22 protein-coding genes are annotated in these 22,806 nt (G+C 71.6%); 11 read left to right on the top strand and 11 right to left on the bottom strand.

What is annotated here, in order from left to right:
- The first annotated feature begins 337 nt into the window (after positions 1-337).
- On the top strand, positions 338-1,462 hold the full coding sequence (locus AC1DQC_RS07600; RefSeq protein ID WP_477050615.1) for a Gfo/Idh/MocA family protein: 1,125 nt from the start codon (positions 338-340) through the stop codon (positions 1,460-1,462).
- Positions 1,459-3,432, top strand: a complete 1,974-nt coding sequence (locus AC1DQC_RS07595) for a beta-galactosidase (protein ID WP_477050614.1) — start codon at positions 1,459-1,461, stop codon at positions 3,430-3,432. Before AC1DQC_RS07600 ends, AC1DQC_RS07595 begins: the two co-directional genes overlap by 4 nt.
- A gap of 199 nt (positions 3,433-3,631) precedes the next feature.
- Here the strand turns inward: AC1DQC_RS07595 and AC1DQC_RS07590 are convergent, their stop codons facing one another.
- Positions 3,632-4,213: a glycoside hydrolase family 3 N-terminal domain-containing protein gene (locus tag AC1DQC_RS07590; protein ID WP_477050613.1), complete on the bottom strand. Its 582-nt coding sequence runs from the start codon at positions 4,211-4,213 to the stop codon at positions 3,632-3,634.
- Between the two features lie 57 nt (positions 4,214-4,270).
- On the opposite strand from AC1DQC_RS07590, the gene AC1DQC_RS07585 reads away from it, so the two are divergent.
- The 5 genes from AC1DQC_RS07585 to AC1DQC_RS07565 all read left to right on the top strand — a co-directional run bounded on the left by AC1DQC_RS07585 (position 4,271) and on the right by AC1DQC_RS07565 (position 7,878).
- Positions 4,271-5,215: an ABC transporter ATP-binding protein gene (locus tag AC1DQC_RS07585; RefSeq protein ID WP_477050612.1), complete on the top strand. Its 945-nt coding sequence runs from the start codon at positions 4,271-4,273 to the stop codon at positions 5,213-5,215.
- Entirely contained in the window at positions 5,212-6,426 is a 1,215-nt protein-coding gene (locus AC1DQC_RS07580) for an ABC transporter permease (protein ID WP_477050611.1), read from the top strand. The genes AC1DQC_RS07585 and AC1DQC_RS07580 overlap by 4 nt, the downstream gene beginning before the upstream one ends.
- 80 nt (positions 6,427-6,506) lie before the next feature.
- The gene (locus AC1DQC_RS07575; RefSeq protein ID WP_477050610.1) at positions 6,507-7,148 is read left to right on the top strand and encodes a GNAT family N-acetyltransferase; all 642 of its coding nucleotides are present in this window, start codon (positions 6,507-6,509) and stop codon (positions 7,146-7,148) included.
- A gap of 11 nt (positions 7,149-7,159) precedes the next feature.
- On the top strand, positions 7,160-7,582 hold the full coding sequence (locus tag AC1DQC_RS07570) for a DUF6157 family protein (protein ID WP_477050609.1): 423 nt from the start codon (positions 7,160-7,162) through the stop codon (positions 7,580-7,582).
- Positions 7,579-7,878 (top strand): putative quinol monooxygenase, encoded by a 300-nt coding sequence (locus AC1DQC_RS07565; protein WP_477050608.1) that lies wholly within the window; start codon positions 7,579-7,581, stop codon positions 7,876-7,878. The genes AC1DQC_RS07570 and AC1DQC_RS07565 overlap by 4 nt, the downstream gene beginning before the upstream one ends.
- Before the next feature lie 3 nt (positions 7,879-7,881).
- Here AC1DQC_RS07565 and AC1DQC_RS07560 read toward each other — a convergent pair whose 3' ends face one another.
- Entirely contained in the window at positions 7,882-8,367 is a 486-nt protein-coding gene (locus tag AC1DQC_RS07560) for a MarR family transcriptional regulator (RefSeq protein WP_477050607.1), read from the bottom strand.
- 66 nt (positions 8,368-8,433) lie between these two features.
- On the opposite strand from AC1DQC_RS07560, the gene AC1DQC_RS07555 reads away from it, so the two are divergent.
- On the top strand, positions 8,434-9,099 hold the full coding sequence (locus AC1DQC_RS07555; RefSeq protein ID WP_477050606.1) for an NAD(P)-dependent oxidoreductase: 666 nt from the start codon (positions 8,434-8,436) through the stop codon (positions 9,097-9,099).
- 34 nt (positions 9,100-9,133) lie between these two features.
- On the top strand, positions 9,134-10,780 hold the full coding sequence (locus AC1DQC_RS07550) for a bifunctional 3'-5' exonuclease/DNA polymerase (protein ID WP_477050605.1): 1,647 nt from the start codon (positions 9,134-9,136) through the stop codon (positions 10,778-10,780).
- Between the two features lies 1 nt (position 10,781).
- Here the strand turns inward: AC1DQC_RS07550 and AC1DQC_RS07545 are convergent, their stop codons facing one another.
- The 4 genes from AC1DQC_RS07545 to AC1DQC_RS07530 are packed head-to-tail and all read right to left on the bottom strand — an operon-like array spanning position 10,782 to position 14,420.
- Complete coding sequence (locus tag AC1DQC_RS07545; protein ID WP_477050604.1) at positions 10,782-11,291, bottom strand: hypothetical protein; 510 nt, start codon at positions 11,289-11,291, stop codon at positions 10,782-10,784.
- 59 nt (positions 11,292-11,350) lie between these two features.
- Positions 11,351-12,082, bottom strand: coding sequence for a cupin domain-containing protein (locus tag AC1DQC_RS07540; protein ID WP_477050603.1), 732 nt, complete (start codon positions 12,080-12,082; stop codon positions 11,351-11,353).
- Complete coding sequence (locus tag AC1DQC_RS07535; RefSeq protein ID WP_477050602.1) at positions 12,079-12,984, bottom strand: DUF6807 domain-containing protein; 906 nt, start codon at positions 12,982-12,984, stop codon at positions 12,079-12,081. The genes AC1DQC_RS07540 and AC1DQC_RS07535 overlap by 4 nt, the downstream gene beginning before the upstream one ends.
- Positions 12,981-14,420: a Gfo/Idh/MocA family protein gene (locus AC1DQC_RS07530; RefSeq protein ID WP_477050601.1), complete on the bottom strand. Its 1,440-nt coding sequence runs from the start codon at positions 14,418-14,420 to the stop codon at positions 12,981-12,983. Before AC1DQC_RS07530 ends, AC1DQC_RS07535 begins: the two co-directional genes overlap by 4 nt.
- A 114-nt stretch (positions 14,421-14,534) precedes the next feature.
- On the opposite strand from AC1DQC_RS07530, the gene arfA reads away from it, so the two are divergent.
- The gene (gene arfA, locus AC1DQC_RS07525; RefSeq protein ID WP_477050600.1) at positions 14,535-16,046 is read left to right on the top strand and encodes an arabinosylfuranosidase ArfA; all 1,512 of its coding nucleotides are present in this window, start codon (positions 14,535-14,537) and stop codon (positions 16,044-16,046) included.
- A 29-nt stretch (positions 16,047-16,075) separates the two neighbouring features.
- Positions 16,076-17,074: an alpha/beta hydrolase gene (locus tag AC1DQC_RS07520; RefSeq protein WP_477050599.1), complete on the top strand. Its 999-nt coding sequence runs from the start codon at positions 16,076-16,078 to the stop codon at positions 17,072-17,074.
- Positions 17,075-17,078: 4 nt separating this feature from the next.
- Here the strand turns inward: AC1DQC_RS07520 and AC1DQC_RS07515 are convergent, their stop codons facing one another.
- From AC1DQC_RS07515 to AC1DQC_RS07495, 5 genes are all read right to left on the bottom strand, one after another.
- Positions 17,079-18,458, bottom strand: coding sequence for a hypothetical protein (locus tag AC1DQC_RS07515; RefSeq protein WP_477050598.1), 1,380 nt, complete (start codon positions 18,456-18,458; stop codon positions 17,079-17,081).
- Positions 18,459-18,676: 218 nt separating this feature from the next.
- Positions 18,677-19,321: a hypothetical protein gene (locus AC1DQC_RS07510; protein WP_477050597.1), complete on the bottom strand. Its 645-nt coding sequence runs from the start codon at positions 19,319-19,321 to the stop codon at positions 18,677-18,679.
- Positions 19,322-19,365: 44 nt separating this feature from the next.
- Positions 19,366-20,277, bottom strand: a complete 912-nt coding sequence (locus AC1DQC_RS07505) for a carbohydrate ABC transporter permease (RefSeq protein WP_477050596.1) — start codon at positions 20,275-20,277, stop codon at positions 19,366-19,368.
- Positions 20,277-21,191, bottom strand: a complete 915-nt coding sequence (locus tag AC1DQC_RS07500; RefSeq protein WP_477050648.1) for a carbohydrate ABC transporter permease — start codon at positions 21,189-21,191, stop codon at positions 20,277-20,279. Before AC1DQC_RS07500 ends, AC1DQC_RS07505 begins: the two co-directional genes overlap by 1 nt.
- Positions 21,192-21,330: 139 nt before the next feature.
- Positions 21,331-22,656 carry an ABC transporter substrate-binding protein gene (locus tag AC1DQC_RS07495; protein WP_477050595.1) on the bottom strand — a complete coding sequence of 442 codons (1,326 nt, stop codon included), beginning with the start codon at positions 22,654-22,656 and terminating at the stop codon, positions 21,331-21,333.
- Positions 22,657-22,806: the final 150 nt, after the last annotated feature.

The raw sequence follows: 22,806 nt of genomic DNA, 5'->3' as shown, positions 1-22,806 counted from the left end.
CGCGGGGTCGGTCGCCGCGCAGGGACAGCCGCCGTCCAACTCGTGACCGCTGGTCGAGCTCGCCGGTCAGGACCGGCGAGGTCGACCTGGAGTCACGAGTTCGACGCGCGCGGCGGTGAGACGAGCCCGGACGCGAGCGGTCGGGTCGGCGTCGACGGCGAGACCGTGACTGTGCGACGAAGTCGCGCGTTGCCGCCCGCGACTTCGTCGCAAGCTCACGAACCGGGGGCCACGCTCGGGGGGCCGCGTCGACGCCGGGGTGCCATCGCATGGACGGATGGACAGGCAAGCGCTTACCGTTGCAGGGCACGGTCAGGGACGACGCAAGGGAGCGGACGTGACGGAGTTGTCGGAGGGCCGGCTGAAGGTCGCCCTCGTCGGGACCGGGGCGATCGCCCACGCCCACGTGAAGGTGCTCGCTGCCGACCCGTCGGCGGAGATCGTCGCGGTCGCGGACCCGAACCCGGCGGTGCGGGACGCGTTCGCCGACGAGTACGGCGTGCCGGGCCGGTACGACAGCCTCGACCTGCTGCTGGAGACTGAGGCCGTCGACGTCGTCCACCTCTGCACACCCCCGGGCCTGCACAAGGACCAGGCGATCACCGCGTTGCGAGCGCACGCGCACGTGGTCTGCGAGAAGCCGCCGGTGCTCTCGCTCAAAGACCTGGACGAGGTGCTCGAGGTCGCCCGCGAGGTCGGCCGGGAGTACGCCGTCGTGTTCCAGCAGCGCACCGGAACGGCCGTCGGCCACGTGCAGAAGCTGCTGGCGGACGGCACGCTCGGCCGCCCGCTCGTCGGCGTCTGCCACACGCTCTGGTACCGCAAGCAGGAGGACTACTACGCGGTCCCGTGGCGCGGGAAGTGGGCCACCGAGGGCGGCGGGCCGCTGCTCGGGCTCGGCATCCACCAGCTCGACCTGCTCGGGTTCCTCCTGGGCGAGTGGGCCGAGGTCGACGCGCGCGCGTTCCGCCTGGACCGCGACCTGGAGACCGAGGACACGTCGACCGCCGTGGTGCGGTTCGCCAACGGCGCGATCGTCTCGGTGCTGACCACGGCGCTCGCGCCGCGGCAGACCAGCTACGTGCGGGTGGACACGACGCTCGGCACGGTCGAGGTCGAGCACCTGTACGGGCACGACGCGCGCTCGTGGCGCCTGACGGCCGCCCCCTCGGTCACGGGCGGCGAGGCTCCAGAGAACCCGTCGTCGTGGACCCTCCCGGCCGGCGACGAGCCCTCCGGCCACACCCCGCTGCTCCGCGCGGTCTACAAGGCCCTGCGCGCGGGGGAGCCCCTGCCGCCCGTAGCGTCGGACCCGCACCGGTCGCTGGAGCTGGTCACCGCGATCTACGCGTCGGCCACGCTGGGCCGCCCGGTCACCAAGGCGGACCTGGCGCCCGGCAGCACGCTGCGCGACGGTTTCCTGCACGGCATCGAAGACCTACGACAGGCGAGGACGGCATGATCCAGTACGGCGGCGACTACAACCCCGAGCAGTGGCCCCTGGCCACCCGCGTCGAGGACGTGGAGCTCATGCAGCAGGCGGGCGTCACGCTGGTCAGCCTCGGGATCTTCAGCTGGGCGCAGCTGGAGCCGCGCGAGGGCGAGTACGACTTCGGCTGGCTGGACGACGTCCTCGACCGGCTGGGCGATGCCGGCATCAAGGTCGCGCTGGCCACGGCGACGGCGAGCCCGCCACCCTGGCTCACCCGCAAGCACCCCGAGCTGCTGCCCGTCCTGGCCGACGGGACCGTGCTGCACCCGGGCGGCCGGCAGGCGTACCGGGTCTCCGCGCCGCTGTTCCGCGAGTACGCGCTCCGCATGACGCGGACCATGGCCGAGCGCTACAAGAACCACCCCGCGCTGGCGATCTGGCACGTCGACAACGAGCTCGGCTGCCACGTGCCGCACGACTTCTCCGACGACGCCGCGGTCGCCTTCCGGCGGTGGCTCGCGGACCGGTACGGCACGGTCGAGGCGCTCAACGCCGCCTGGGGCACGGCGTTCTGGTCGCAGCGGTACGACGACTTCGACGAGGTGCTGCCGCCGCGCAGCGCTCCGACGTACCCGAACCCGACGCAGCAGCTGGACTTCGCCCGGTTCTCGTCGGACGAGCTGCTGGTCCACTACCGGGCGCTGCGCGACGTGCTGCGCGAGATCACGCCCGACATCCCGATCACCACCAACCTCATGCTCAGCACCGGCACGAAGTGGATGGACTACTTCTCCTGGGCCGACGACCTCGACGTCATCGCCAACGACCACTACACGCGCGCCCACGACCCCGAGGCGCACATCGAGCTGGCGTTCAGCGCGGACCTGAGCCGCGGCGTGGCCGGCGGCGAGCCGTGGATGCTCATGGAGCACTCGACCAGCGCCGTGAACTGGCAGCCGCGCAACCGCACGAAGCGCCCGGGCGAGATGCTCCGGCACTCGCTGGCGCACGTGGCCCACGGCGCCGACGCCGTCATGTTCTTCCAGTGGCGGCAGTCCGCCGCGGGCGCGGAGAAGTTCCACTCGGCGATGCTGCCGCACGCCGGCACGGACACCGAGGTGTGGCGGAACACCGTCGCGCTCGGGTCCGCGCTGCAGGCGCTCAGCGAGGTCGAGGGCAGCCGCGTGCGCGCACAGGCCGCGATCGTCTTCGACTACCCGGCCTGGTGGGGCACCGAGCTGGACAGCCACCCGTCCGCCGCCGTCACGTACCCCGACCGCGTGCTCGCGCACTACCGGGCGCTGTGGCGGCGGAACATCACGGTCGACATCGTGCGCCCGTCGGCGGACCTGTCGCGCTACGAGCTGGTCGTCGTGCCGGCGCTCTACCTGGTCACCGACGACGACGCGGCGAACATCGCCCAGGCCGCCGCCGACGGCGCGTCGGTGCTGGTCACGTACTTCTCGGGCATCGCCGACGAGCACGACCACATCCGCCTGGGCGGCTACCCGGGCGCGTTCCGGGACCTGCTGGGCGTCCGCACGGAGGAGCTCTGGGCGCTCCAGGACGGCGAGGTGCTGACGCTCGACGACGGGTCGGCGGCGGACCTCTGGTCGGAGCAGGTCCACGTCGGCCCGGACACCGAGGTGATCCGCACGTTCGCCGACGGAGACCTCGCGGGCTGGCCGGCGCTCACGCGCCGACCGGTCGGCGCGGGTGCGGCGTGGTACCTGGCCACGCGGCTGGACTCCGACGGCCTGCAGGGCGTGACGGACGCGCTCATCGCCGAGGCGGGGCTGACCCCGGTCCTCGAGAGCGGGGACGTCGAGGCCGTGCGCCGCGTCGCCGACGACGGCCGCTCGTGGCTGTTCGTCCTCAACCACAGCGCCGACGAGATCAAGGTGCCCGCCGCCGGCCACGAGCTGCTGCGCGGCGAGCCGGTCGACGGCGGGACCCTGGTGGTCGCGCCCGGCGCGGTCGCCGTGGTGCGCGAGGGCTGACCGCCGCCGACGACGCCCGCCGGGTCCACGACCTGGCGGGCGTCGTCGCGAGAACGGCACTTCTCCGCGAGAACGGCACCGTGAAGTGCCGTTCTCGCGGGGAGCTGCCGTTCTCAGCGCGCGTGCTTCGCGGCCAGGACGCGGAGGACCGCGGCGTCGACCTTCGCGGCGAAGGCATCGTCCGTCTGGGCCTTCTGCGTCAGCCGAACTCGCGCTGGTAGTGGCCGATCGGCGCGTTGGAGGCGGCGCCCTCCTCGGTCGGGATGTCGGCGACCGGCGCGAGGTTGAGGGTGACGCCCGCGGCGGCCAGCTCCTGGCCCCAGGTCGTCGCGGCGGCCTGCAGGTCGGCGGCGGACATCGACCCCTGGGTCAACGCCGCGGGAATCGTGCTGAACCCGGGGCCGCCGAGGGTCTGCACCTGCCCGCCCTCCTGGTCGACCGCGACGAACAGCGGGACACCGTGCGTCGACTCGTCGGAGACCTGGTCGGTGAACTGGTGGACCAGGTCGAGCACCGGCTGGGTGCCCGCCGACGAGCGGTTCTGCAGGAAGACGTTGCCGACGTGCGCGTCGGTCACGGCGTCGATGCTCGCCTGCTGCGGCGCCGCGAGGTTGACGCCCACCATGACGATCTGGCCGATCTTCTGCTCGACGGTCCAACCGGCCAGCGGACCGGGCGATGCGGTGGGTGTGGGGGTCGCGGTCGGCGCCTCCGCTGCACCGCCCGAGCAGGCCGCCAGGACCAGGACCAACCCGACACCCCAGACCGCCCGCGATCGCATGCCTGCATCTTGCTATGGGGTCGATCCGGGTGGGTGCCGCATGTTTGGATCGACCGCATGGGCGCACTGACGATGGAGTCCCTCAACAAGACCTACGGCGACATCCGCGCGCTGCGGGACCTCTCGATGGAGGTCCGCGCGGGCGAGATCGTCGGCTTCGTCGGCTCCAACGGGGCGGGCAAGTCGACGACCATGCGGATCGTGCTCGGCGTGCTGGAGGCCGACTCGGGCGAGGTGCGCTGGGACGGACGTCCGGTGGACCTCGCCGTGCGGCGGCGCATCGGGTACATGCCCGAGGAGCGCGGCCTGTACCCGCGGATGAAAGTGGGCGACCAGCTGGTCTACCTCGCGCGGCTGCACGGGCTGTCGGCCTCCTCGGCCCGGGACGCGATGGAGCACTGGACCGAGGTGCTGGGCATCGCGGACCGTCGGGGCGACGAGATCCTCAAGCTGTCGCTGGGCAACCAGCAGCGCGTGCAGCTGGCGGCGGCGCTCGTCCACTCCCCCGAGATCCTGGTGCTGGACGAGCCGTTCTCCGGCCTCGACCCCGTCGCGGTCGACGTGATGAGCGGGGTGCTGCGCGACCAGGCGGCGGCGGGCGTGCCGGTGCTGTTCTCGTCGCACCAGCTCGAGCTGGTCGAGGCGCTGTGCGACCGGGTCGGCATCATCAAGAGCGGGTCGATGGTGGCGTTCGGCGGCATCGAGGAGCTGCGGCGCACCGACCACCGGCGCTGGGTGGTGGACGGGCCACCCGCCGCGTCGTGGGCGTCGACCGTCCCCGCGGCCCGCGTGGTCTCGACGGACGGCGCGCGGTCGGTGGTCGAGGTGCAGGGACAGGGTGCCGACGACGCCGACCAGCAGATCCTGCGGGCCGCGCTCGCGGCCGGCGCGGTGCACGAGTTCAGCCTGCAGCGTCCGTCGCTCACCGAGCTCTACCGGCACGTGGTGAGCGCCGACGCCGACGCCCCCGAGCTCACCGAGACCGCGGAGGTGTCCGCATGAACCCCCGCCCGACGCTCGTCGAGCTGTCCTCCGGCGCGGCCGTCCGCCTGATCGCCGGCCGGGAGATCAGCAGCCGCATCCGGTCCAAGGCCTTCATCTGGACGACCATCGCGCTCGTCGCCGCGGTGGTGCTGGGCGGCGTGCTGATCAACCTCGTCGGCTCGAAGTCCGACACCACGCAGCACGTCGGCGTCACGCCCGACGCGGCGGACGTGTCCGAGCAGATCGTCGCCACGGGCGCGGTGACCGGCGCGACCGTCAAGACGCAGGAGGTCGCCGACCAGGCCGCCGGCGAGGCGCTGCTGACCGACGGCACCATCGACGCCCTGGTGACGTCGACGGACCCGTTGACCGTGGTGGTCCACACCACGCTCTCCGACTCGCTGGCGCCGGTGTTCGCGTCACTGGCGCAGCAGGAGGCGCTGGCCTCGGCGGTCACCTCGCTGGGCGGCGACCCCGGGGAGGTCGGGCGCGAGATCGCGCAGGCGTCGCCCGACGTCACCGCCCTGGAGCCCGGGCCGGAGCGCGACAGCGGGCAGATCGTCGCCGGGTTCGTCGCCGGGATCCTGCTGTTCATCTCGCTCATGACCACCGGCCAGCTGGTGGCGCAGGGCGTGGTCGAGGAGAAGTCGAGCCGCGTGGTCGAGCTGCTGCTGGCCACCGTCCGGCCCTGGCAGCTCATGGCCGGCAAGGTGCTGGGCATCGGCCTGATCGGGCTGACGCAGGTGGTGCTCGTCGTGGGTGCGGGCGCCGGGACGGCGGTCGCGCTGGGGCTCGTCGACACTAGCTCGATCAACCTCGGCACGACCGCACTGTGGGTGGTCATCTGGTTCGTCATCGGCTTCACGATGTACGCGCTGGCGCTGGGGGCGCTGGCGGCCCTGGTGTCGCGGCAGGAGGACGTCGGATCCGTGACCGCGCCGGTCATGACGCTGATGATGGTGCCGTACATCATCGGCGTGAGCATCGCGCCCTGGGATCCGACGAACCCGCTGGTGGTGTGGCTGTCGTACATCCCGTTCTGCGCGCCGCTGCTGATGCCCATGCGCATCGCCCTCGGCGAGGTCGAGCCGTGGGAGGTCGCGCTCGCGCTCGGGCTGTCGCTCGCGCTCATCCCCGTGCTCGTGTGGCTGGCGGGCCGGATCTACTCCAACGCGGTGCTGCGCAGCGGCGGGCGGATCAAGCTGAAGGACGCACTGACCACGTCGTAAGCGTTTGCGCAGGTCACCGGCGTTTGCCCAGCACACGTCGGGGTTGCATCTGGACGCACGTCCCGTAGAGGATGCCCGACATGTCCGCACCGCCGCCGCCCGATGTCGTCGAGCCCCTGGGCGCCGCCGGGATCGCCGAGGCCGCCACGGTGCTGGCGGCGGCGCTGGCCGACGACCCCGGCTTCGTCCACCTGTTCCCCGTCCGCGCGCGTCGCGAGCGCGAGCTGCGGGCGCTGTACCGGATGACCCTGTCGGACGCCGTGCGACACGGGCACGCGTTCGTGACCCGGCTCGACGGTGCCGTCACCGGGGCGATCGCGCTCTACCCGCCGGGCACCTATCCCATGACGCCGGCGCGCTGGTGGCGGCAGGCGTTCCGGATCGTGCGGATCGCCGCGCACACCCGCGAGCACAGCCTCGGCATCATCCGCTTCGGCGACGTGACCTCCGCCGGGGTGCCGTCCGACTCCTGGTACGTGGAGGCGCTCGGCGTGCGGCCCGACCTGCAGCGGGCCGGCCGCGGCAAGCGGCTCATGGCCACCGCGTTCGGCCTGATCGACGACGCCGCCGGCCGCTCCTACCTGGAGACCACGAAGCCCGACAACGTCGCCTACTACGCGGCGCTGGGCTACGAACCTGTCCGCTCGCGCGTGGCGCTCGCGACCGACGAGGGGCCGTGGATCTTCCCCATGAGCAGGCCGGCTGTCGGTGCTCGGGTCTAGCGTCGGGCGTCATGGAGAACGTCGACTACACCTCCACGTTCATCGCGGTCGCGCCCGACAGTGACCGGCCGACCGCCGTCGAACCGCTGCCTCGCGGCGACGCGCCGACCATCGCGTCGGCCACCTTCTCGCTGATCGCCTCCGCGCCGTACACGCTGCGCTCGTCGGACGTGATCTTCCGGGTGTGGGCGTCCCGCCACGACGTCGACCCGGCGTCCGCCGACGAGTGGGCCGCGTTCTACTCCCAGTCGCACGCCTGCCTGCGCTCCAGCGACCTGGGCAAGCGGTACGGGTGGGGCATCCACGCCGACGCCGACGGACGGCTCGCGGTGTACCCGGTGGGGTCGCCCGACTACGACGCCTTGGCGGCCGGCACCGCCCCCGACGGGTCGCCCGTCACCGTGACGGCGGCGATGAGGAGCGCGCGGCGATGACCTACTCGTACGTCGGGACCATGCGGACGATGCCCGGGCAGCGCGCGGCCGTCGTCGAGATCCTCCTGCGCTCCACCGATTCGCTGGCCGACGTCGGGTGCCGGTCGTACGTCGTCTCCCTCGTGGACGACGACGAGGATTTGATCGCCGTGTCCGAGGTCTGGGAGTCGGCCGCCCACCACGCCGCCTCGCTCCAGCTCCCGGCCACCCGCGCCGCGATCACGGAGGCGATGCCCATGCTCGCCGGCGAGTTCACCAGCGTCGAGGGCGAGGTCGTGGGCGGCCTGGGGGTGTGAGGGTCAGTCCCGCGCCAGCGCGCCGGTCGCGGCAGCGCCGGCGTCGCGGGCCCGGGTCAGGAAGTCGGCGATGACCGTCAGCTCCTGCGGCGAGTAGTCGTCGAGCAGCTGTTCCATCGACGCATTCATGCCTGAGTACAACGCGTAGATCTCCGCGCCGCGGTCCTTCGCGGCGCGGACGACGATCGCACGGCGGTCCTCGGCGGAGCGCTCGCGCACGATCCAGCCGCCCTTCTCCAGCCGGTCGAGCACGCCGGTCATGGTCGCGGGGTGCAGGCCGGCGAGGCGGGCCAGCGCGGAGGCGCCGAGGGGGCCGTGCCGCCCGATGAGGTCGAGGCAGTCGAGGTCGACGTCCCGCATGTCGAGGCGCTGGCTCACCTGGTGGTTGAGCAGGTCGAGCTGGATGCTCAGCTCGCGCATGGAGTCGCGCACGTCGAGCGTGAGCCGGCGCTTGCGGCGGCGCTCGTCGGCAGACACTTCGGAAGTCATATGTTACGGTCCTCATATCTTCTCGAACAGCAATCAGCACCGTACACCGAGCCCGGAGCACACCCCATGAAGATCACCATCGTCGCCGCGACCGGCGGCATCGGACGCCAGATCCTCGAGCAGGTGACCGCCGCCGGGCACGACGTCACGGCGGTCGTCCGCGACCCGTCCCGGCTGCCCGGCACCACGGCGCGGGTCGTCACCGTGGACCTCGACAAGGACACAGCCGCGCTGGCCAACGCCGTCGCCGGCGCGGACGCCGTGCTGTCCGGCCTGGGCGCGCGCACCAAGGCCGACGAGGGCATCGCGACGCGCGGGACCCGCGCGATCGTCGACGCGATGCGGGCGACGGGCACCAGCCGGCTCGTCGTCGTCAGCGCCGCGCCCATCGGGACCGTCCCCTCCCCCGCGATCCCGCACCCGCCGAAGCACGACGCCGGCGACGGGTTCTTCATGCGCCACGTGTTCGGCCGGATCCCCAAGGTGCTGTTCAAGGCCCACTACGCGGACCTCGCTGCCATGGAGGACGTCGTGCGCGGCAGCGGGCTCGACTGGACCATCGCGCGCCCGCCCAAGCTGACGGACAAGCCGTTGACCGGCGACTACCGCACCGCGATCGACCAGAACGTCCGCGGCGGCTGGTCGATCTCGCGTGCGGACGTCGCCGACCTCATGCTCCGCGTGCTCGACCGGCCCGAGACCGTCGGGCACGTGGTCGGCGCCGCGTCCTGACGGATCCTGTCGGACGCGGCTGCGACCATGAGCCGTGCCCTTGCAGCTCCTCGTCGACGACCCGTCGCGCCCCGACGTCGTCACGCTGCAGTCGCTGACCGACGAGGGTGCGCTGGTGTCGTCGACCGACGTCCCGGCCGACCGGTTGGCCGACGCCGTGCGGGAGCGCGAGGCGGAGCGGCCGCGGTGGGTCTGGGACGACACGTCTCGCCGGTACCCGCCGCTGCTGGCCGCCGGCGTGCGGGTCGAGCGGTGCCACGACCTGCGGCTCTGCCACGCGATCCTGCGGCGGAGCGTGTACTCGCGGGCCTCCGCGCTGGCCACGGCCGAGCCGGGCCCCTGGGACGGCCCGCGCATCCCCGCGCCGGTCGAGGTCAGTCTCTTCGACGAGCCCCGCGCGGAGGAGCCTGAGGACCCGCTCGACGAGCTGCAGCGCCAGCTCGCGGCCGTCGCCGGCGCCGAGGAGCCCGGCCGGCTGCGCCTGCTCCTCGCCGCGGAGTCGACGGGTGCGCTGATCGCGGCCGAGATGCAGCACGACGGCATGCCGTGGAGCGTCGAGGCGCACGACGCGCTGCTCACCGACCTGCTCGGTCCGCGCCCGACGAGCGGTCGACCGGCCAAGCTCGAAGCGCTCGCCGACGAGGTGCGCGCGGCGCTCGGGCAGCCGTCGCTCAACCTCGACTCGCAGCCCGACCTGCTGCGTGGGCTGCGGTCGGCCGGCTGCGACGTCGAGTCGACGCGCACCTGGGAGATCAAGGAGCTCGACCACCCGGTGCGGGAGCCGCTGCTCGCGTACAAGAAGCTGTCCCGGCTGCTCAGCGCCAACGGCTGGGCGTGGATGGACGCGTGGGTGCACGATGGACGGTTCCGGCCGGACTACGTGCCCGGCGGCGTGGTCACGGGCCGCTGGGCCACCAGCGGCGGCGGCGCGCTGCAGCTGCCCGCGAGCGTGCGCGCCGCGGTCCGGGCCGATCCCGGCTGGGCGCTCGTGGTCGCCGACGCCGCCCAGCTGGAGCCGCGGGTGCTCGCCGCCATGTCAGGCGACGGCGCGATGGCCGCGGCCGGCCGCCACGCGGACCTCTACCAGGGCGTGGTCGACGCGGGCATCGTCGAGACCCGCTCCGAGGCCAAGTACGCGATGCTCGGCGCCATCTACGGCGCGACCACCGGGCCGTCCGCCGTCCTCATGCCCCGGCTGACCAAGGCGTATCCCCGCGCGGTCGCCCTCGTGGAGGCCGGTGCGCGCGCCGGGGAGCGTGGCGACGTCGTGTCCACCTGGCTCGGCCGGACGTCCCCGCGGCCGGACGCCGCGTGGCAGGCCGAGCTCGCGGCCGCCTCGGCCGAGGGGGCGGGTGCTGACGACGTGCGCGAGGCCCGTCGCCGCGGCCGGGACTGGGGGCGGTTCACGCGCAACTTCATCGTGCAGGGCACCGCCGCCGAGTGGGCACTGTGCTGGATGGCGTCGCTGCGGCGCCGGCTGCTGGCGATCGAGAGCCGGCCGCACCTGGTGTTCTTCCTGCACGACGAGGTCATGGTGCACGCCCCTGCGGCCGTCGCGGCCGAGGTCGCCGACGCCGTTCGGGAGTCCGCAATCGAGGCCGGCCGGCTGCTGTTCGGCGACACGCCCGTCGACTTCACGCTGAACGTGGCCGTCGTCGACTCCTACGACCAGGCGAAGTAGGTCAGTGGCTGAGGATCAGCTTGAGGGCRATGACGAGCAGCCCGAACGCGCCGGCCATCAGTGTCTCCGCGATGAGCTCGCCGCCGCGGACGCCGGCCCGGTGGGCCGCGAGGGCTGCGACGGCCGCGAGCATGGCGACCGTGAACCACAGGGCGAGGAAGGCGGCGTTCGCGATGGTCATGCCGAGCAGCCGCCCGAGGAAGAAGACCGCCAGCACGGGGATGCTGCCCAGCAGGACGCCGGTGTTGTTCTTCAAGGCGTGCCGGAGGCGATGGTGGGACGAGTGGTCGACGTCGTCGAACCGCCCGCCGACCGCGTCCGCGTAGACGTGCGCCAGCCAGTACGTGACGGACACCAGGGCCGTCGCGATCAGCACGGTCTCGCCGCTCTCGACGGTGGCGCTCGTCGTCGCGAGCACGACGGCCGAGACGAGAGCCCCGTACAGCAGCTCGGCCGGGCCCTTGCTGCGCAGGAATCGGCCGACGAAGGTGAGCGAGCTGTCGGAAACCATCGAACCTCCGTCGTCGACCGGCTGTGCACCCATGGTGTCCTACGCAGCGTAGAGCCGCGTCACGGGCCGATCGGCCAGGTCTGCAGACGGCCGCACATGCCGTAGCGGCGGGGTGCGGGATCGGCATCGATGTTCGTCGCGACACCGCGCCCGAGGTGGGGAGCGACGCCGCGGACGAGCCCCTCGAGCGCGCGGGCCGTGGCCTCGGTCTCCCGGTAGACCGTGCGCGTCCACACGTCCTGCCAGTGCGGCACCAGCGTCCGCACGATGCGCGCGGCCGCCTCGTGCAGCGGTTCGAGCGCGGCGGCCGGGCCGAGGCGGTCGACGGCCTCGCCCAGCTCCGCGTACCCCTCGAGCGCGAGGTCGCGGCGCCGCCGGGCGGCCGCGGCGATCTCGTCGTCGGACGCACCCTCACCGGTGAGCGTCGCGGCGGCGCGGTACGCGGCCGGGTCGGCGAGCACGGCGGCGGGGAAGGTCAGGACCGCGTCGCCTGCCTCGGGCAGGCCGGCGTTCGACATCAGGACGAGCACCTCGAGGTCCCCGTCGTTGACGGCGCGGTGCACCACGCCGGGCCCGAACGACACGATCGACCCGGGGCGCAGCGGGTGGGCGGCGAACCCGGTGGGCCCGAGCGTGTGGACCGAGCCGGTGCCGCCCAGCACGACGTACGCCTCCGACGAGACGACGTGCAGGTGCGGCGACCCGCTGCCGGCCAGCCCGACCCCGTCCGGCGCCGGCCAGTCGTAGACGCGCAGGTGGCTGACCGAGACGCCGCCGGGAAGTCCGCTCATGCGGACAGTGTCTCGCCACCGAGGGTCGCCAGCGCCGCGGCGATCGCGGGATCGCCGGCGCCGTCGGCGACGACGACCGCGTACCGGAAGGTGAGCGAGTCGCCCGGCGCGAAGGGCACCTCGGTGGAGAAGAACGGCGCCGGGTTGAGGCAGCCGAACAGCTCGTTGCGGGCGAACCACTGGGGGGTGTCCGTGCCGTCGACGATCACGACCGTCGACGCCCCGCCGGTCTCGTCGTGCCGACCGACGAACCCCATCCACGGCCCCCGGGTCCCGCGGATCTCCTCGCCGCCCGCGAAGTCGGGGGCGAGCAGGGTGCCGCCGGTGAACGACCGCGGCCCGCGCCAGAACAGCCCGCCGTAGCCGGCGTTCTCGCGCCCGCGGGTGGTCGGCGAGCCGATCGTGAGGTCGGCGGTCGACACGTTGGTCATCGTCGTCGCGAAGGTCAGCACCCAGGCGTCGTCGCGCGACGGGGGCACGACGAAGGCGAGTGACCGCTGCTCGTCGATGACGTGCTCGCGCGCCTGGGTGTGCCAGGCGAGGGTGTGCGCCACGTCGACCCGCTCGGGCGTCACCGCCAGCGACGTGAGCGCGGCGTGGTCCATCGACCCGTCGTTCTCCAGCTGCACGTACCCCTCGCCGTGCACGTACGTGGGGCCGCCCCAGAAGTTGTGCTCACCCACCACCGGCAGCGACCAGGCGATGCCCTTGTGCCACACGTGGTCGTGCGGGCGGAAGGCGGTGACCAGGTCGCCGCCGCGGGTGCGCACCGGGTGCAGGTACGGGCGCGGGCTCTCGAGCTGCACGTCCTTGGGGACGTAGACGTAGCGCGCGAGCGTGGTGCCGCCGAGCGTGACGTCGATCGCGCGGCCGACGTCGTGGAGCGCGGAGAGGCTGGTCATCGGGTCAGGTCCGCGCCGAGGTCCAGGTCCGCGATCGTCACCGGCAGGCCGGTGACCAGCGACTGGTTGGCGGCGATGCCGACGGACACCGCCCGCAGCCCGTCGAGGTACCCGGCGGGCCGACCGAGGGCGTCGTCGGAGACCCGCAGGTGCCGGCGGAACACGTCCTTGAGCAGGATCGCGTCGCCGCCGCCGTGGCCGCCGATGCCGTCCGGGATCGGGAACTCGGTCGCCCGCTCCCAGTGCTTCTGCACCAGCAGACGCTCGCCCTCGGGCCGCAGCGAGCCCGACGACTCCGTGGGCGTCGCCGACGGGTCGAGGATCGCGTTGCCGTCCTCGTCCAGCTCGACCGCCCCCCGCTCGACCACCTCGAGCTCGGCCCGACCGGCGGTGCCGTTGACCGTGACGCGGTACCCCTCCCAGGGGCTGTGCGCGTTGAGCGAGTAGGTCAGGGTGGCGCCGCCCCGGTAGTCGACGAGCAGGGCCATGTTGTCCTCGATCGTGATGCCGGGGCCGAAGACGTCCTGGTCGCGCAGGTAGCCGTCGTGCCCCTCGGCGTCGAGGTAGAGCGCCTTGAGACGGGGGTCGTCGTTGAGGTCGAGCGCGAAGGGGTCGCCCACCACGCCGGTCCCGCGCGACGGGCGCGCGCCGAGGCCGCGGTCGGCGGCGTTCCGGTCGCCGTAGAACTTGAGCCCGCCGCGGGCATAGACGCGGGCCGGCACGTCGCCGATCCACCAGTTGACCAGGTCGAAGTGGTGGCTCGACTTGTGCACCAGAAGGCCGCCGGAGCTCTTCTTGTCGCGGTGCCAGCGCCGGAAGTAGTCGGCGCCGTGCACGGTGTCGAGCGCCCACTCGAAGTGCACGCTCGTCACCTCGCCGATCTCGCCCGAGGCGATGACCTGGCGCAGCGAGGAGTTCCGCGGCGCGTAGCGGTAGTTGAAGGTCATGACGACGTCCCGGCCCGTCTCCGCGACGGCACCGGTGATCCGGCGGCAGCCCGGCCGGTCGATGGTGAGCGGCTTCTCGACGACCACGTGGGCGCCCGCGGCGAGCGCGCGCGCGACCAGCTCCGCGTGGGCGTGGTCGGGCGCGGTGACCACGACGACGTCGACGGACTGCTCCGCGATCATCTTCTCGAGCCCGTCGGGCGCGTACTGCGGCAGCTCTGCGGGGTGCCCGAGCGCCTCCGAGACGACGGACTCGTAGTACGCCATGCGGCCGGGGTTGGTGTCGAGCAGCGCGACCAGCGTCGCCACGTCGGCGTGCTCGCCGACGATCGCGCCGATGTACATGCCGGCGCGGTGGCCGGTGCCGGCGACGGCGTAGCGCAGCTGCTCGCCGGCGGGCGCGGGGGCGAACTCCGGGATGACGCCGGCGCTCGCGGCCGTGCTGGAGCTGGACGCGGGACGCGGTGCGGTGGGGTTCTGGTCGCTCACGGGTGTCCTCGGTGTGTGTCGTCGCCTCGTTGCGGCGGACAACGGAAAGCGTTGTCCGGTCGATAGGTAGCCTAGGTGGTGTTCCCGCTCTCGCACAGACCCCCAGGGATACCGATGACCCAGCGCGCCACCGTCCTGCTCCACCCCGACTTCCGCGTCGGCGAGATCGACCGCCGCGTCTTCGGCTCGTTCGTCGAGCACCTGGGGCGGGCCGTGTACACGGGCATCTACGAGCCGGAGCACGAGTCCGCCGACGAGCACGGCTTCCGGCGCGACGTCGCCGACCTGACCCGCGAGCTCGGCGTCAGCATGGTCCGGTACCCGGGCGGCAACTTCGTCTCCAACTACGTGTGGGAGGACGGCGTCGGGCCCGACCGCCTGCCGTTCATCGACCTCGCGTGGCGCACGATCGAGCCGAACACCGTCGGCACCGACGAGTTCCTGCAGTGGGCCGAGCGCGAGGGCATCGAGCCGATGATGGCCGTGAACCTGGGCACGCGCGGGGTCGCCGCGGCGGCGGCGCTGGTGGAGTACTGCAACGGCGAGGCCGGGTCCCGCTGGGCCGACCTACGGATCGCCAACGGTCGCGAGCAGCCGTACGGCGTGAAGCTCTGGTGCCTGGGCAACGAGATGGACGGCCCGTGGCAGATCGGGCACAAGGACGCCGACGAGTACGGCAAGCTCGCGGCCGAGGCCGGCAAGGCCATGCGGCTGGTCGACCCGTCGATCGAGCTGGTGGTCTGCGGCTCGTCGTCGATGATGATGGACACCTTCGGCTCGTGGGAGCAGACGGTCCTCGAGCACACCTGGGACGTGGTCGACCACGTCTCGATGCACGCCTACTACGAGGAGCTCGACGGCGACCGCGCCTCGTTCCTCGGGTCGGGCACCTCGATGGACCGCTTCATCCGCCGGGTCGTCGCCTCGGCCGACGCCGTGGCCGCTCGGCGCCGCTCCGACAAGCAGATCACCATCTCGTTCGACGAGTGGAACGTCTGGTACCTGCAGTCGCGCTTCGTCGGCGAGAAGAACCTCCCGCTGCAGCGCGACGCCCCGCGGATCATCGAGGACGTCTACTCCGCGCTCGACGCGGTGGTCGTCGGCGACCTGCTGGTCACGCTGCTCAACCACGCCGACCGCGTGCCCGTCGCGTGCCTCGCGCAGCTGGTCAACGTCATCGCGCCGATCATGACCGAGCCCGGCGGCCCCGCCTGGCGCCAGCCCACGTTCCACCCCTTCGCGACGACGGCGCGCCTGGCCACGGGCACGGCGCTGGACCTCCGGGTGTCGGGCCCGTCCCTGCCGACGAAGGCCCACGGCGACGTGCCGGTGGTCACCGCCGCCGCCACGCTCGACGGCTCGGACCTCGCCGTCTTCCTGGTCAACCGCTCCGCCTCGCCCGTGGACGTCGAGCTCTCGCACCCGGGCGTGACACTCACGCTGGGCCGCGGCGTGCGGGTCACGGCCGACCACGAGCCCGCGGTCGAGGGCCCGGCGCACGCCGCCGCGGTGGCCGACGCGCACGTGTCGGAGGTCGACGGCCCGGCCGGCGGCGTCGGCAGCACCGTCGTCACGCTGCCGCCCGAGTCCTGGACCGCCCTGCCGGGCACGCTCGAACGCGTCTGACTTGTGGTGGCCAGTGGCACGATCGACAGATGAGGCGCCTGACGCTCGGGTTCGGTTGGCTGATCGGCCTGCTCGTCGCGGGCCTCGTCGGTTTCGGGATCGCCGCGCGCCTCAGTCCCAAGCCCGCGTCCGCGCTGCTGCGCCGCAACTTCGACCGGAACGGCTCTGCGCGGTTCACCGCGACGGCACCCTTCGTCCCCGCGGACGTCGTCTCTCGGCTGGACATCCCGTACCGCGCCGGTGACCGGGACGCGCGCCTGGACGTGCACCGGTCGACGGCCTCGGACGGGACGCTGCCGACGATCGTCTGGGTGCACGGCGGCGCGTGGCTGTCGGGCAGCAAGGACCTCATCGCCAACTACCTGCGAGTGGTGGCTGGCGGCGGCTGCACGGTGGTCGGCATCGGCTACTCGATCGCCCCGCGCGCCACCTACCCGACCCCCGCGCGGCAGGTGCTCGACGCCCTGGCGTACCTCACCGAGCACGCCGAGGAGCTCGGCGTCGACGCGCGGCGGCTCGTGCTCGCGGGCGACTCCGCCGGCGCGCAGATCGCGTCGCAGGTCACGGGCATGGTGGTGAGCCCCGCGTACGCCGCCTCGATCGACGCCCACCCGCGGATCAGCCCCGACCAGATCGTCGGCACGGTCCTGTTCTGCGGCGTCTTCGACATGTCGTTGGCCCGAGGGCTCCGGGGGCGGGACCGGTGGTTCGTCGAGTCGGTGATGCGGTCGTTCACCGGCAGCACCGACTACCTGGACAACCCCCGCTTCGCCGGGATCTCCGTGGTCGAGCACCTCACCGCCGACTTCCCGCCCACCCTGGTCTCCTGCGGCAGCGCGGACCCGGCGCTGGGGCACTCGCTGTCGCTCGTCGCCAAGCTCGAGGCACTGGGTGTGCCGTTCGAGACCCTGTTCTTCGAGCCCGACCACGTGCCGCCCGTCGGGCACGAGTTCCAGTTCCACGTGACGACGGACGCCGGCCAGGAGGCGCTGGCGGCGATCCAGAAGTTCGTCGGGGCGCTGCCCTGACCGATCAGTCGACTGTCGCCGCCGGCTCCGGCTCGCTGGCCTCCACGGCGCCGTCCTGGGACGAGAGTGCCGTGGAGACGAGGGCAGGAGGGACCTCCTGCTCCGCGACTTCCTGCGTCGGCTCGGGGCGCAGGCGCGGCGGTGTCGCCGACCATGCCTTCAGCTGTTGGACCACCTCGAGGTAGAACACGTCGACGGCCGCGAGCACCGAGTCGATGAACGCCCCGCGACCGCGACCGCGCTTCGCGCCCATCGCTATGGACATCGCGACGCGGAATGACCTGATGTCCCGGGTCGGATCGACGATCAGGCTGGCTGGGTTCTCGCGGACGACGCGCAGCAGCTCAGCCGCCCCGGGCCCACGGGCGTGCATGGCGAATGCCTCGACCCGGACCGTGTCGGGAGCCGCCTTCAACTGACGTGTGAGCCAGTTGACGCGCGTCGTCGGCCGCCCTTCCCGAGGCGAGTCGATGTCGATGTGGCACGTCACGGTGCTCGCGCGGAGATCGGCGGTGATGACGAGGTCGCCCGCCGTCCCGGGGATCCGTACAGCCCCAGCCAGCTGCCCCGTCGCGACGAGTCCGGCCACCAGCGACTGAGTCCGCAACAACGGCTCGGCTAGCTCCTTACGCGACAGGACGGGCACAACTTCCGCCCCGAGCTGTCGCCCGAGGCTCAAGCACGCGAATCGCAACAGGGCGTCGAATCGGGCCGCCACCTCGCCGACGCCCTTGTCGGTGGCTCTGAGCGTCCCGGCCTTCACAGCCTCTCGGACCGAAACCCAGCTCTCGCCCATGTCGTCGAACTCGAGCGCACCCGATCGCGGGTGCTCCAGGTAGCGGATCAGCTCACCGAGGATCCACGCCTGATCAGGATCCGCAACGCCGCGGAACTCCTTCTGCATGACCGCCTCGGCGAGAACTTGCGTCCAGGAGAGGTGGTGGAGCGCGACCTTCTTCAGCTTGCGCTTGTCGACCTTGGTGGGGTGCTGCCCAGCAACTGCCGGAATCTGGTTGGAAATAGTGATGACGGCATCAAAGCCTTGCTCGCGGGCGATATCCAGGTACGACTCGATCTGCGGCACGGCGAGCTCATTGCCACCGGTCTTCACCTCGACGAGGGCGGTCCACGTTCTCTGGCCGCGACGCACCCGGATCAGTCCGTCGGGATAGAGGCGCGACTCGCCGAGGATAAAGGGCACTTCGATATACGTCTCCACCGTGCCCGCGGGCGCCCCGAACGGCTTGGTCAGGGCCCGTCCAAACTCCCTGACCGCGCACATCACGGCCAGCAGCGCGGACGTCGCGCGGCGCTCCTGCTCGTCCGCACCATTGATCCCAGACGTCGGAATCAATCGCGCTTCGTGCCAATTGTCCTCGACCACGACGGCTCCTTTGCTCGCGCTCACCTAGAGGTTAGCCACGAGCAGGGAATCGTGAGGCCGATCCACGCCGAGTTCCGCGACCGGTCCGCCACCGAACAAGATGATTCGCCGATTCCTGCCCACAGATCCGCAGGACGAAAGCAACCGTCGACAGCAGCCGCGACGACCACGGGACCGATCTGGGATCTGCGCGGGCACCTCGGCAGCCCTCTGGAGCGTCAGCCCTTGACGGCTCGGCGGTGCTCCACCGCGACGACCGCCAGCGACAGCAGGCCGGGGACGATGACCGCCAGCGGCGTGAGCATCCAGACCATCACGGCGCAGAGCCCGAGCGCCACGACCAGCAGGAAGGTGCCGACGAGGTCGTCGCCGGCGCGCTTGGCCGCCGCCTGCACGACGGTCCCCCAGCGTGCCCCCGGCGACCAGCCGGCGGCCGCGCGCAGGACCACGACCAGCAGGATCGCGACGAGGAACAGGGTCGCGACGCGCACGCCGGTCCCCCCGGGCAGGTCGCCCGAGCCCGCGAGCTGCAGGTTGAACAGGAACACGAGGAGCAGGACCGGCGCGCCGATCGCGACCAGCCACACGCCCCGGCAGGCCGCGCGGAAGTCCTCCCACAGGGCCGCCAGGGTGTCGGGTCGGCCGTCGAGGTGCCGCCGGACGTGGGACACACCCGCGGCGAGCGCGGGCACCGCCGTGATGATCGGCAGGCTCAGCACCGAGACCCCGAGACCCACCAGCAGCGCCTCGCTGAAGAGGCCGAACCGTCCGCCGCCGAGCAGCCGCTTCTCGTCGGGTGCCGGCTCGAGCGCGGGCGCCGCGTCCGGGGGCGTGGCGTCGTCGTCGGGACCCGGGGTGCTCATGGGATCCAGCCTCACACGCTCACGCCCCGCGGCGGAAACGGCCATCAGCCCTTGAGCCCCTGCGTGGCGACGCCCTCGACGAGGTAGCGCTGGAAGACGAGGAAGAAGAGCATCACGGGGACGAGGGCGAGGACGGCCATGGCCATCTGGGCGCCGTAGTCGGACGTGGTGGTCTGGTCGACGAACAGGCGCAGGGCGATCGGGAGCGAGTACAGGTCGGGCCGCTTGAGGTAGAGCAGCGGGCCGAAGAAGTCGTTCCAGGACCAGATGAACGCGAAGATCGAGCTGGTCACCAGGGCCGGCTTCATCAGCGGGAGCATGATCGAGCGGAAGATCCGCACGTGCCCGGCGCCGTCGATGCGGGCCGCCTCGTCGAGCTCACGGGGCAGGTTGCGCATGAACTGGACCATGAGGAAGACGAAGAACGCCTCCGCGGCCAGGAACTTGCCGATGAGCAGCGGCACGAAGGTGTCCACCAGGCCGAGCCGGTTGAACACGATGTACTGCGGGATGATCACGACGTGGAACGGCAGCAGCAGCGTGCCGATCATGAGCGCGAAGAACACGTTGCGGCCGGGGAACTCGATCCGGGCGAAGGCGTAGGCGCTGATGGAGCACGAGATCGTGATGCCGACCACGGAGCCCACGGCGAGGATCACCGAGTTGGTGAAGAACCTCCAGAACGAGACGCCGCCGATGCCCTCGATGGCCTTCTGGAAGTTGGCCAGCGTGGCGTCGGTCGGGATGAGGCTCACGTTGCCGACGATCTGGCTGCTCGGCTTGAACGACGACATGAGCATCCAGATGGCCGGGTAGAGCACGATCGCGACGAGCACGAGCGACGACACGTGGAAGAGGACGGCCCGGCCGCGCTTGCGGTTCTTGCTCGACTTGCGCAGCCGCGCGCTGTCCTGCGAGCTGACGAGGCGGTCGGCAGTGGCGGTGACGGTGCTCATCACTTGCCCTCCCCGGAGTAGTGGACCCAGGACTTCGAGGTCTTGAAGAAGACGGCGGCGAGGGCACCGACGACGATCACGAGGATCCATGCCATGGCGGACGCGTAGCCCATCTGGAAGTCCTGGAAGCCGCGGAAGTAGAGGTAGAGCGTGTAGAAGAGCGTCGAGCGCGCGGGGCCGCCGGTGCCGTTGGAGATGATGAAGGCCGATGCGAAGATCTGGAACGCGTGGATCATCTCGAGCAGCAGGTTGAAGAAGATCACCGGCGAGAGCATCGGGAGCGTGATCTGTCGGAACTTCCGGCTGGGGCCGGCGCCGTCGACCGAGGCGGCCTCGTACAGCTCGACGGGGATCTGCTTGAGCCCGGCCAGGAAGATGACCATCGGGGCGCCGAACTGCCAGACGGTGAGCAGGATGAGCATCGGCATCGTGCGCGACGGGTCACCGACCCAGCCGCCGGCCTCGAAGCCGAAGAACTGCTGGACCTGGTCGACGATGCCGTTGTCGATGAACATCGCCTTCCACACGATCGCGATCGAGACCGAGGCCCCGATGAGCGAGGGTGCGTAGAACGACGAGCGGTAAAAGCCCTTGCCGCTGAACGCGTTGTTCAGCAGCATGGCCACGGCCAGCGCCGCGAGCAGCTTGATCGGCGTGCCCAGCACCACATACGTCAGCGTGACCTTCCACGCCTGCGCGTAGTTCGGGTCGTGGAACAGCCGCTGGAAGTTCTCCAGCCCGATCCACTGGGGCGGCGCGAACAGGTTGTAGTTCGTGAACGCCAGGTACAAGGAAGCGAGCATCGGGCCTGCGGTGAGCAGGACGAACCCGAGCAACCAGGGGCTGAGGAAGGCGTAGCCGGCCCGGGTCTCGGCCCGCTTCCGGCGCTTCTTGGCGGCGGAGTGCGCGGCGATCGAGGAGCCCGTCGTCGGAGCCTCGGCGGTGAGGGTCACGAGCGTGATCCGTTCGTTGTGCGGTCGGTGCGGTGCGGTCCGTCGAGCGGATCGCGACGGTGGTGGGCCGCCCGGGCGTGCGGGCGGCCCACCGCCGGGATCAGGAGGTGGACATCTCCGCCTCGGCGAACCACTGCTCGGCGAAGTCCTCCGGCGTGATGTTGCCGTAGCCCAGGTCCTCGGCCAGCGTCTTCCACTTGGCCTCGATGGTGCCGAAGCCCTTGACGGGGATCGGCGTGGACTCGGTCACCTGGTCGGCGATCTTCTCCTCGTACGCGATCACCTGGGCGTCGACGCTGCCCTCGGTGGTGTCGACGGCGGCGCGCTGGTCGGCGTCCGCCGGCACACCCTTCGACGTCCCGAAGATCTTGCCGACCTCGGGGTCCGTCAGCAGGAAGTTGATCAGCGTCGCGGCCTGCTCCGGGTGCTTGGTGTTGGCACCCGACGACAGCAGCATCGACGGCTTGAAGAACAGGTGCTTCTCGCCGGGCTTCACCGACGGGATCTGCGCCATCGACAGGTTCTGCGTGCCCGAGTCGGCGACGTAGCCGGCGAGGAAGTTGTCCCAGCTCATCTCGGACGCCGTCTCGTTCACCGTGAAGCCGCCCTTCGGGGCCAGCGCGATGTTCCGGTCCGTCGGGTAGACGAGCTTGTCCTTGCGCAGGTCCGCCGTCAGGTCGAGGAACTTGACGATGTCCTTCTGCTCGAAGCCGAAGGTGCCGTCGTCCTTGAAGGGCGTCTTGCCCTCCTGCAGCAGCCACTGGATGAAGAACCAGAAGGTGCCCGTGTAGTCGACCGCGCCGTACAGGCCGTAGCCGTCGGGCGTCTTCTCACCGGCGGCGGAGACGTCCTTGATGAAGTCGTTGTAGTCGTCCCACGTGTAGTCGGCCTCGTCCGGGAACGTCGCCCCGGTCTGCTCGATCACGTTCGGGTTCTGGAACATGGCGAACGTGTTGGTCGACGTCGGGATGCCGATCATCTTGTCGTCGAGCACGCCCGCCTTGGTGAGCGTCTTGTCGAAGCCCGACAGGTCGATCGTGCCGTTGTCGACGTACTTCTGCAGGTCGAGCAGCTGGCCGTTCTGGTTGAACTCACGCAGGTACGACAGGTCGAACTGCATGACGTCCGGGAGGGCGCGGCCGGCGGCCTCCGTCGAGCGGGCCGTCCAGTAGTCCGGGAACGCAGCGAAGCTGGTCTGGACCGTGATGTACGGGTACTTCTCCTTGAACAGCGCCAGGGCCTGGTTGTAGCGGTCGGCCCGGTCGTCGTTGCCCCACCACGTGAAGTTCAGGGTCACGGGGGAGGTGTCAGGGCCGGTGCTGCTGGCCGTCGGCTCCGTGCTGCCGGAACCGCCAGAGGAGCAGGCGGTCAGGGCGAGTGCGGCGACGGCGGCAACGGCGGCCGTCTTCCACAGGGTTCGCTTCATCGTCGTTGAGCCTCCTTGCTCGGGGTGTGAAAGCGCATTCCGGACGGTAGGCGAGCGCTTGCCGGGCTGTCAACGAATCTCGCTGAATCGTTACAAACGTCTGAATGCCAGCGTCCACCATGCCACGCGTTGCGGCCTGCGGCAGAACCG

This window comes from Cellulomonas sp. P4_H12, assembly GCF_056400905.1.
This window is presented reverse-complemented; position numbering and strand designations above follow the sequence as displayed.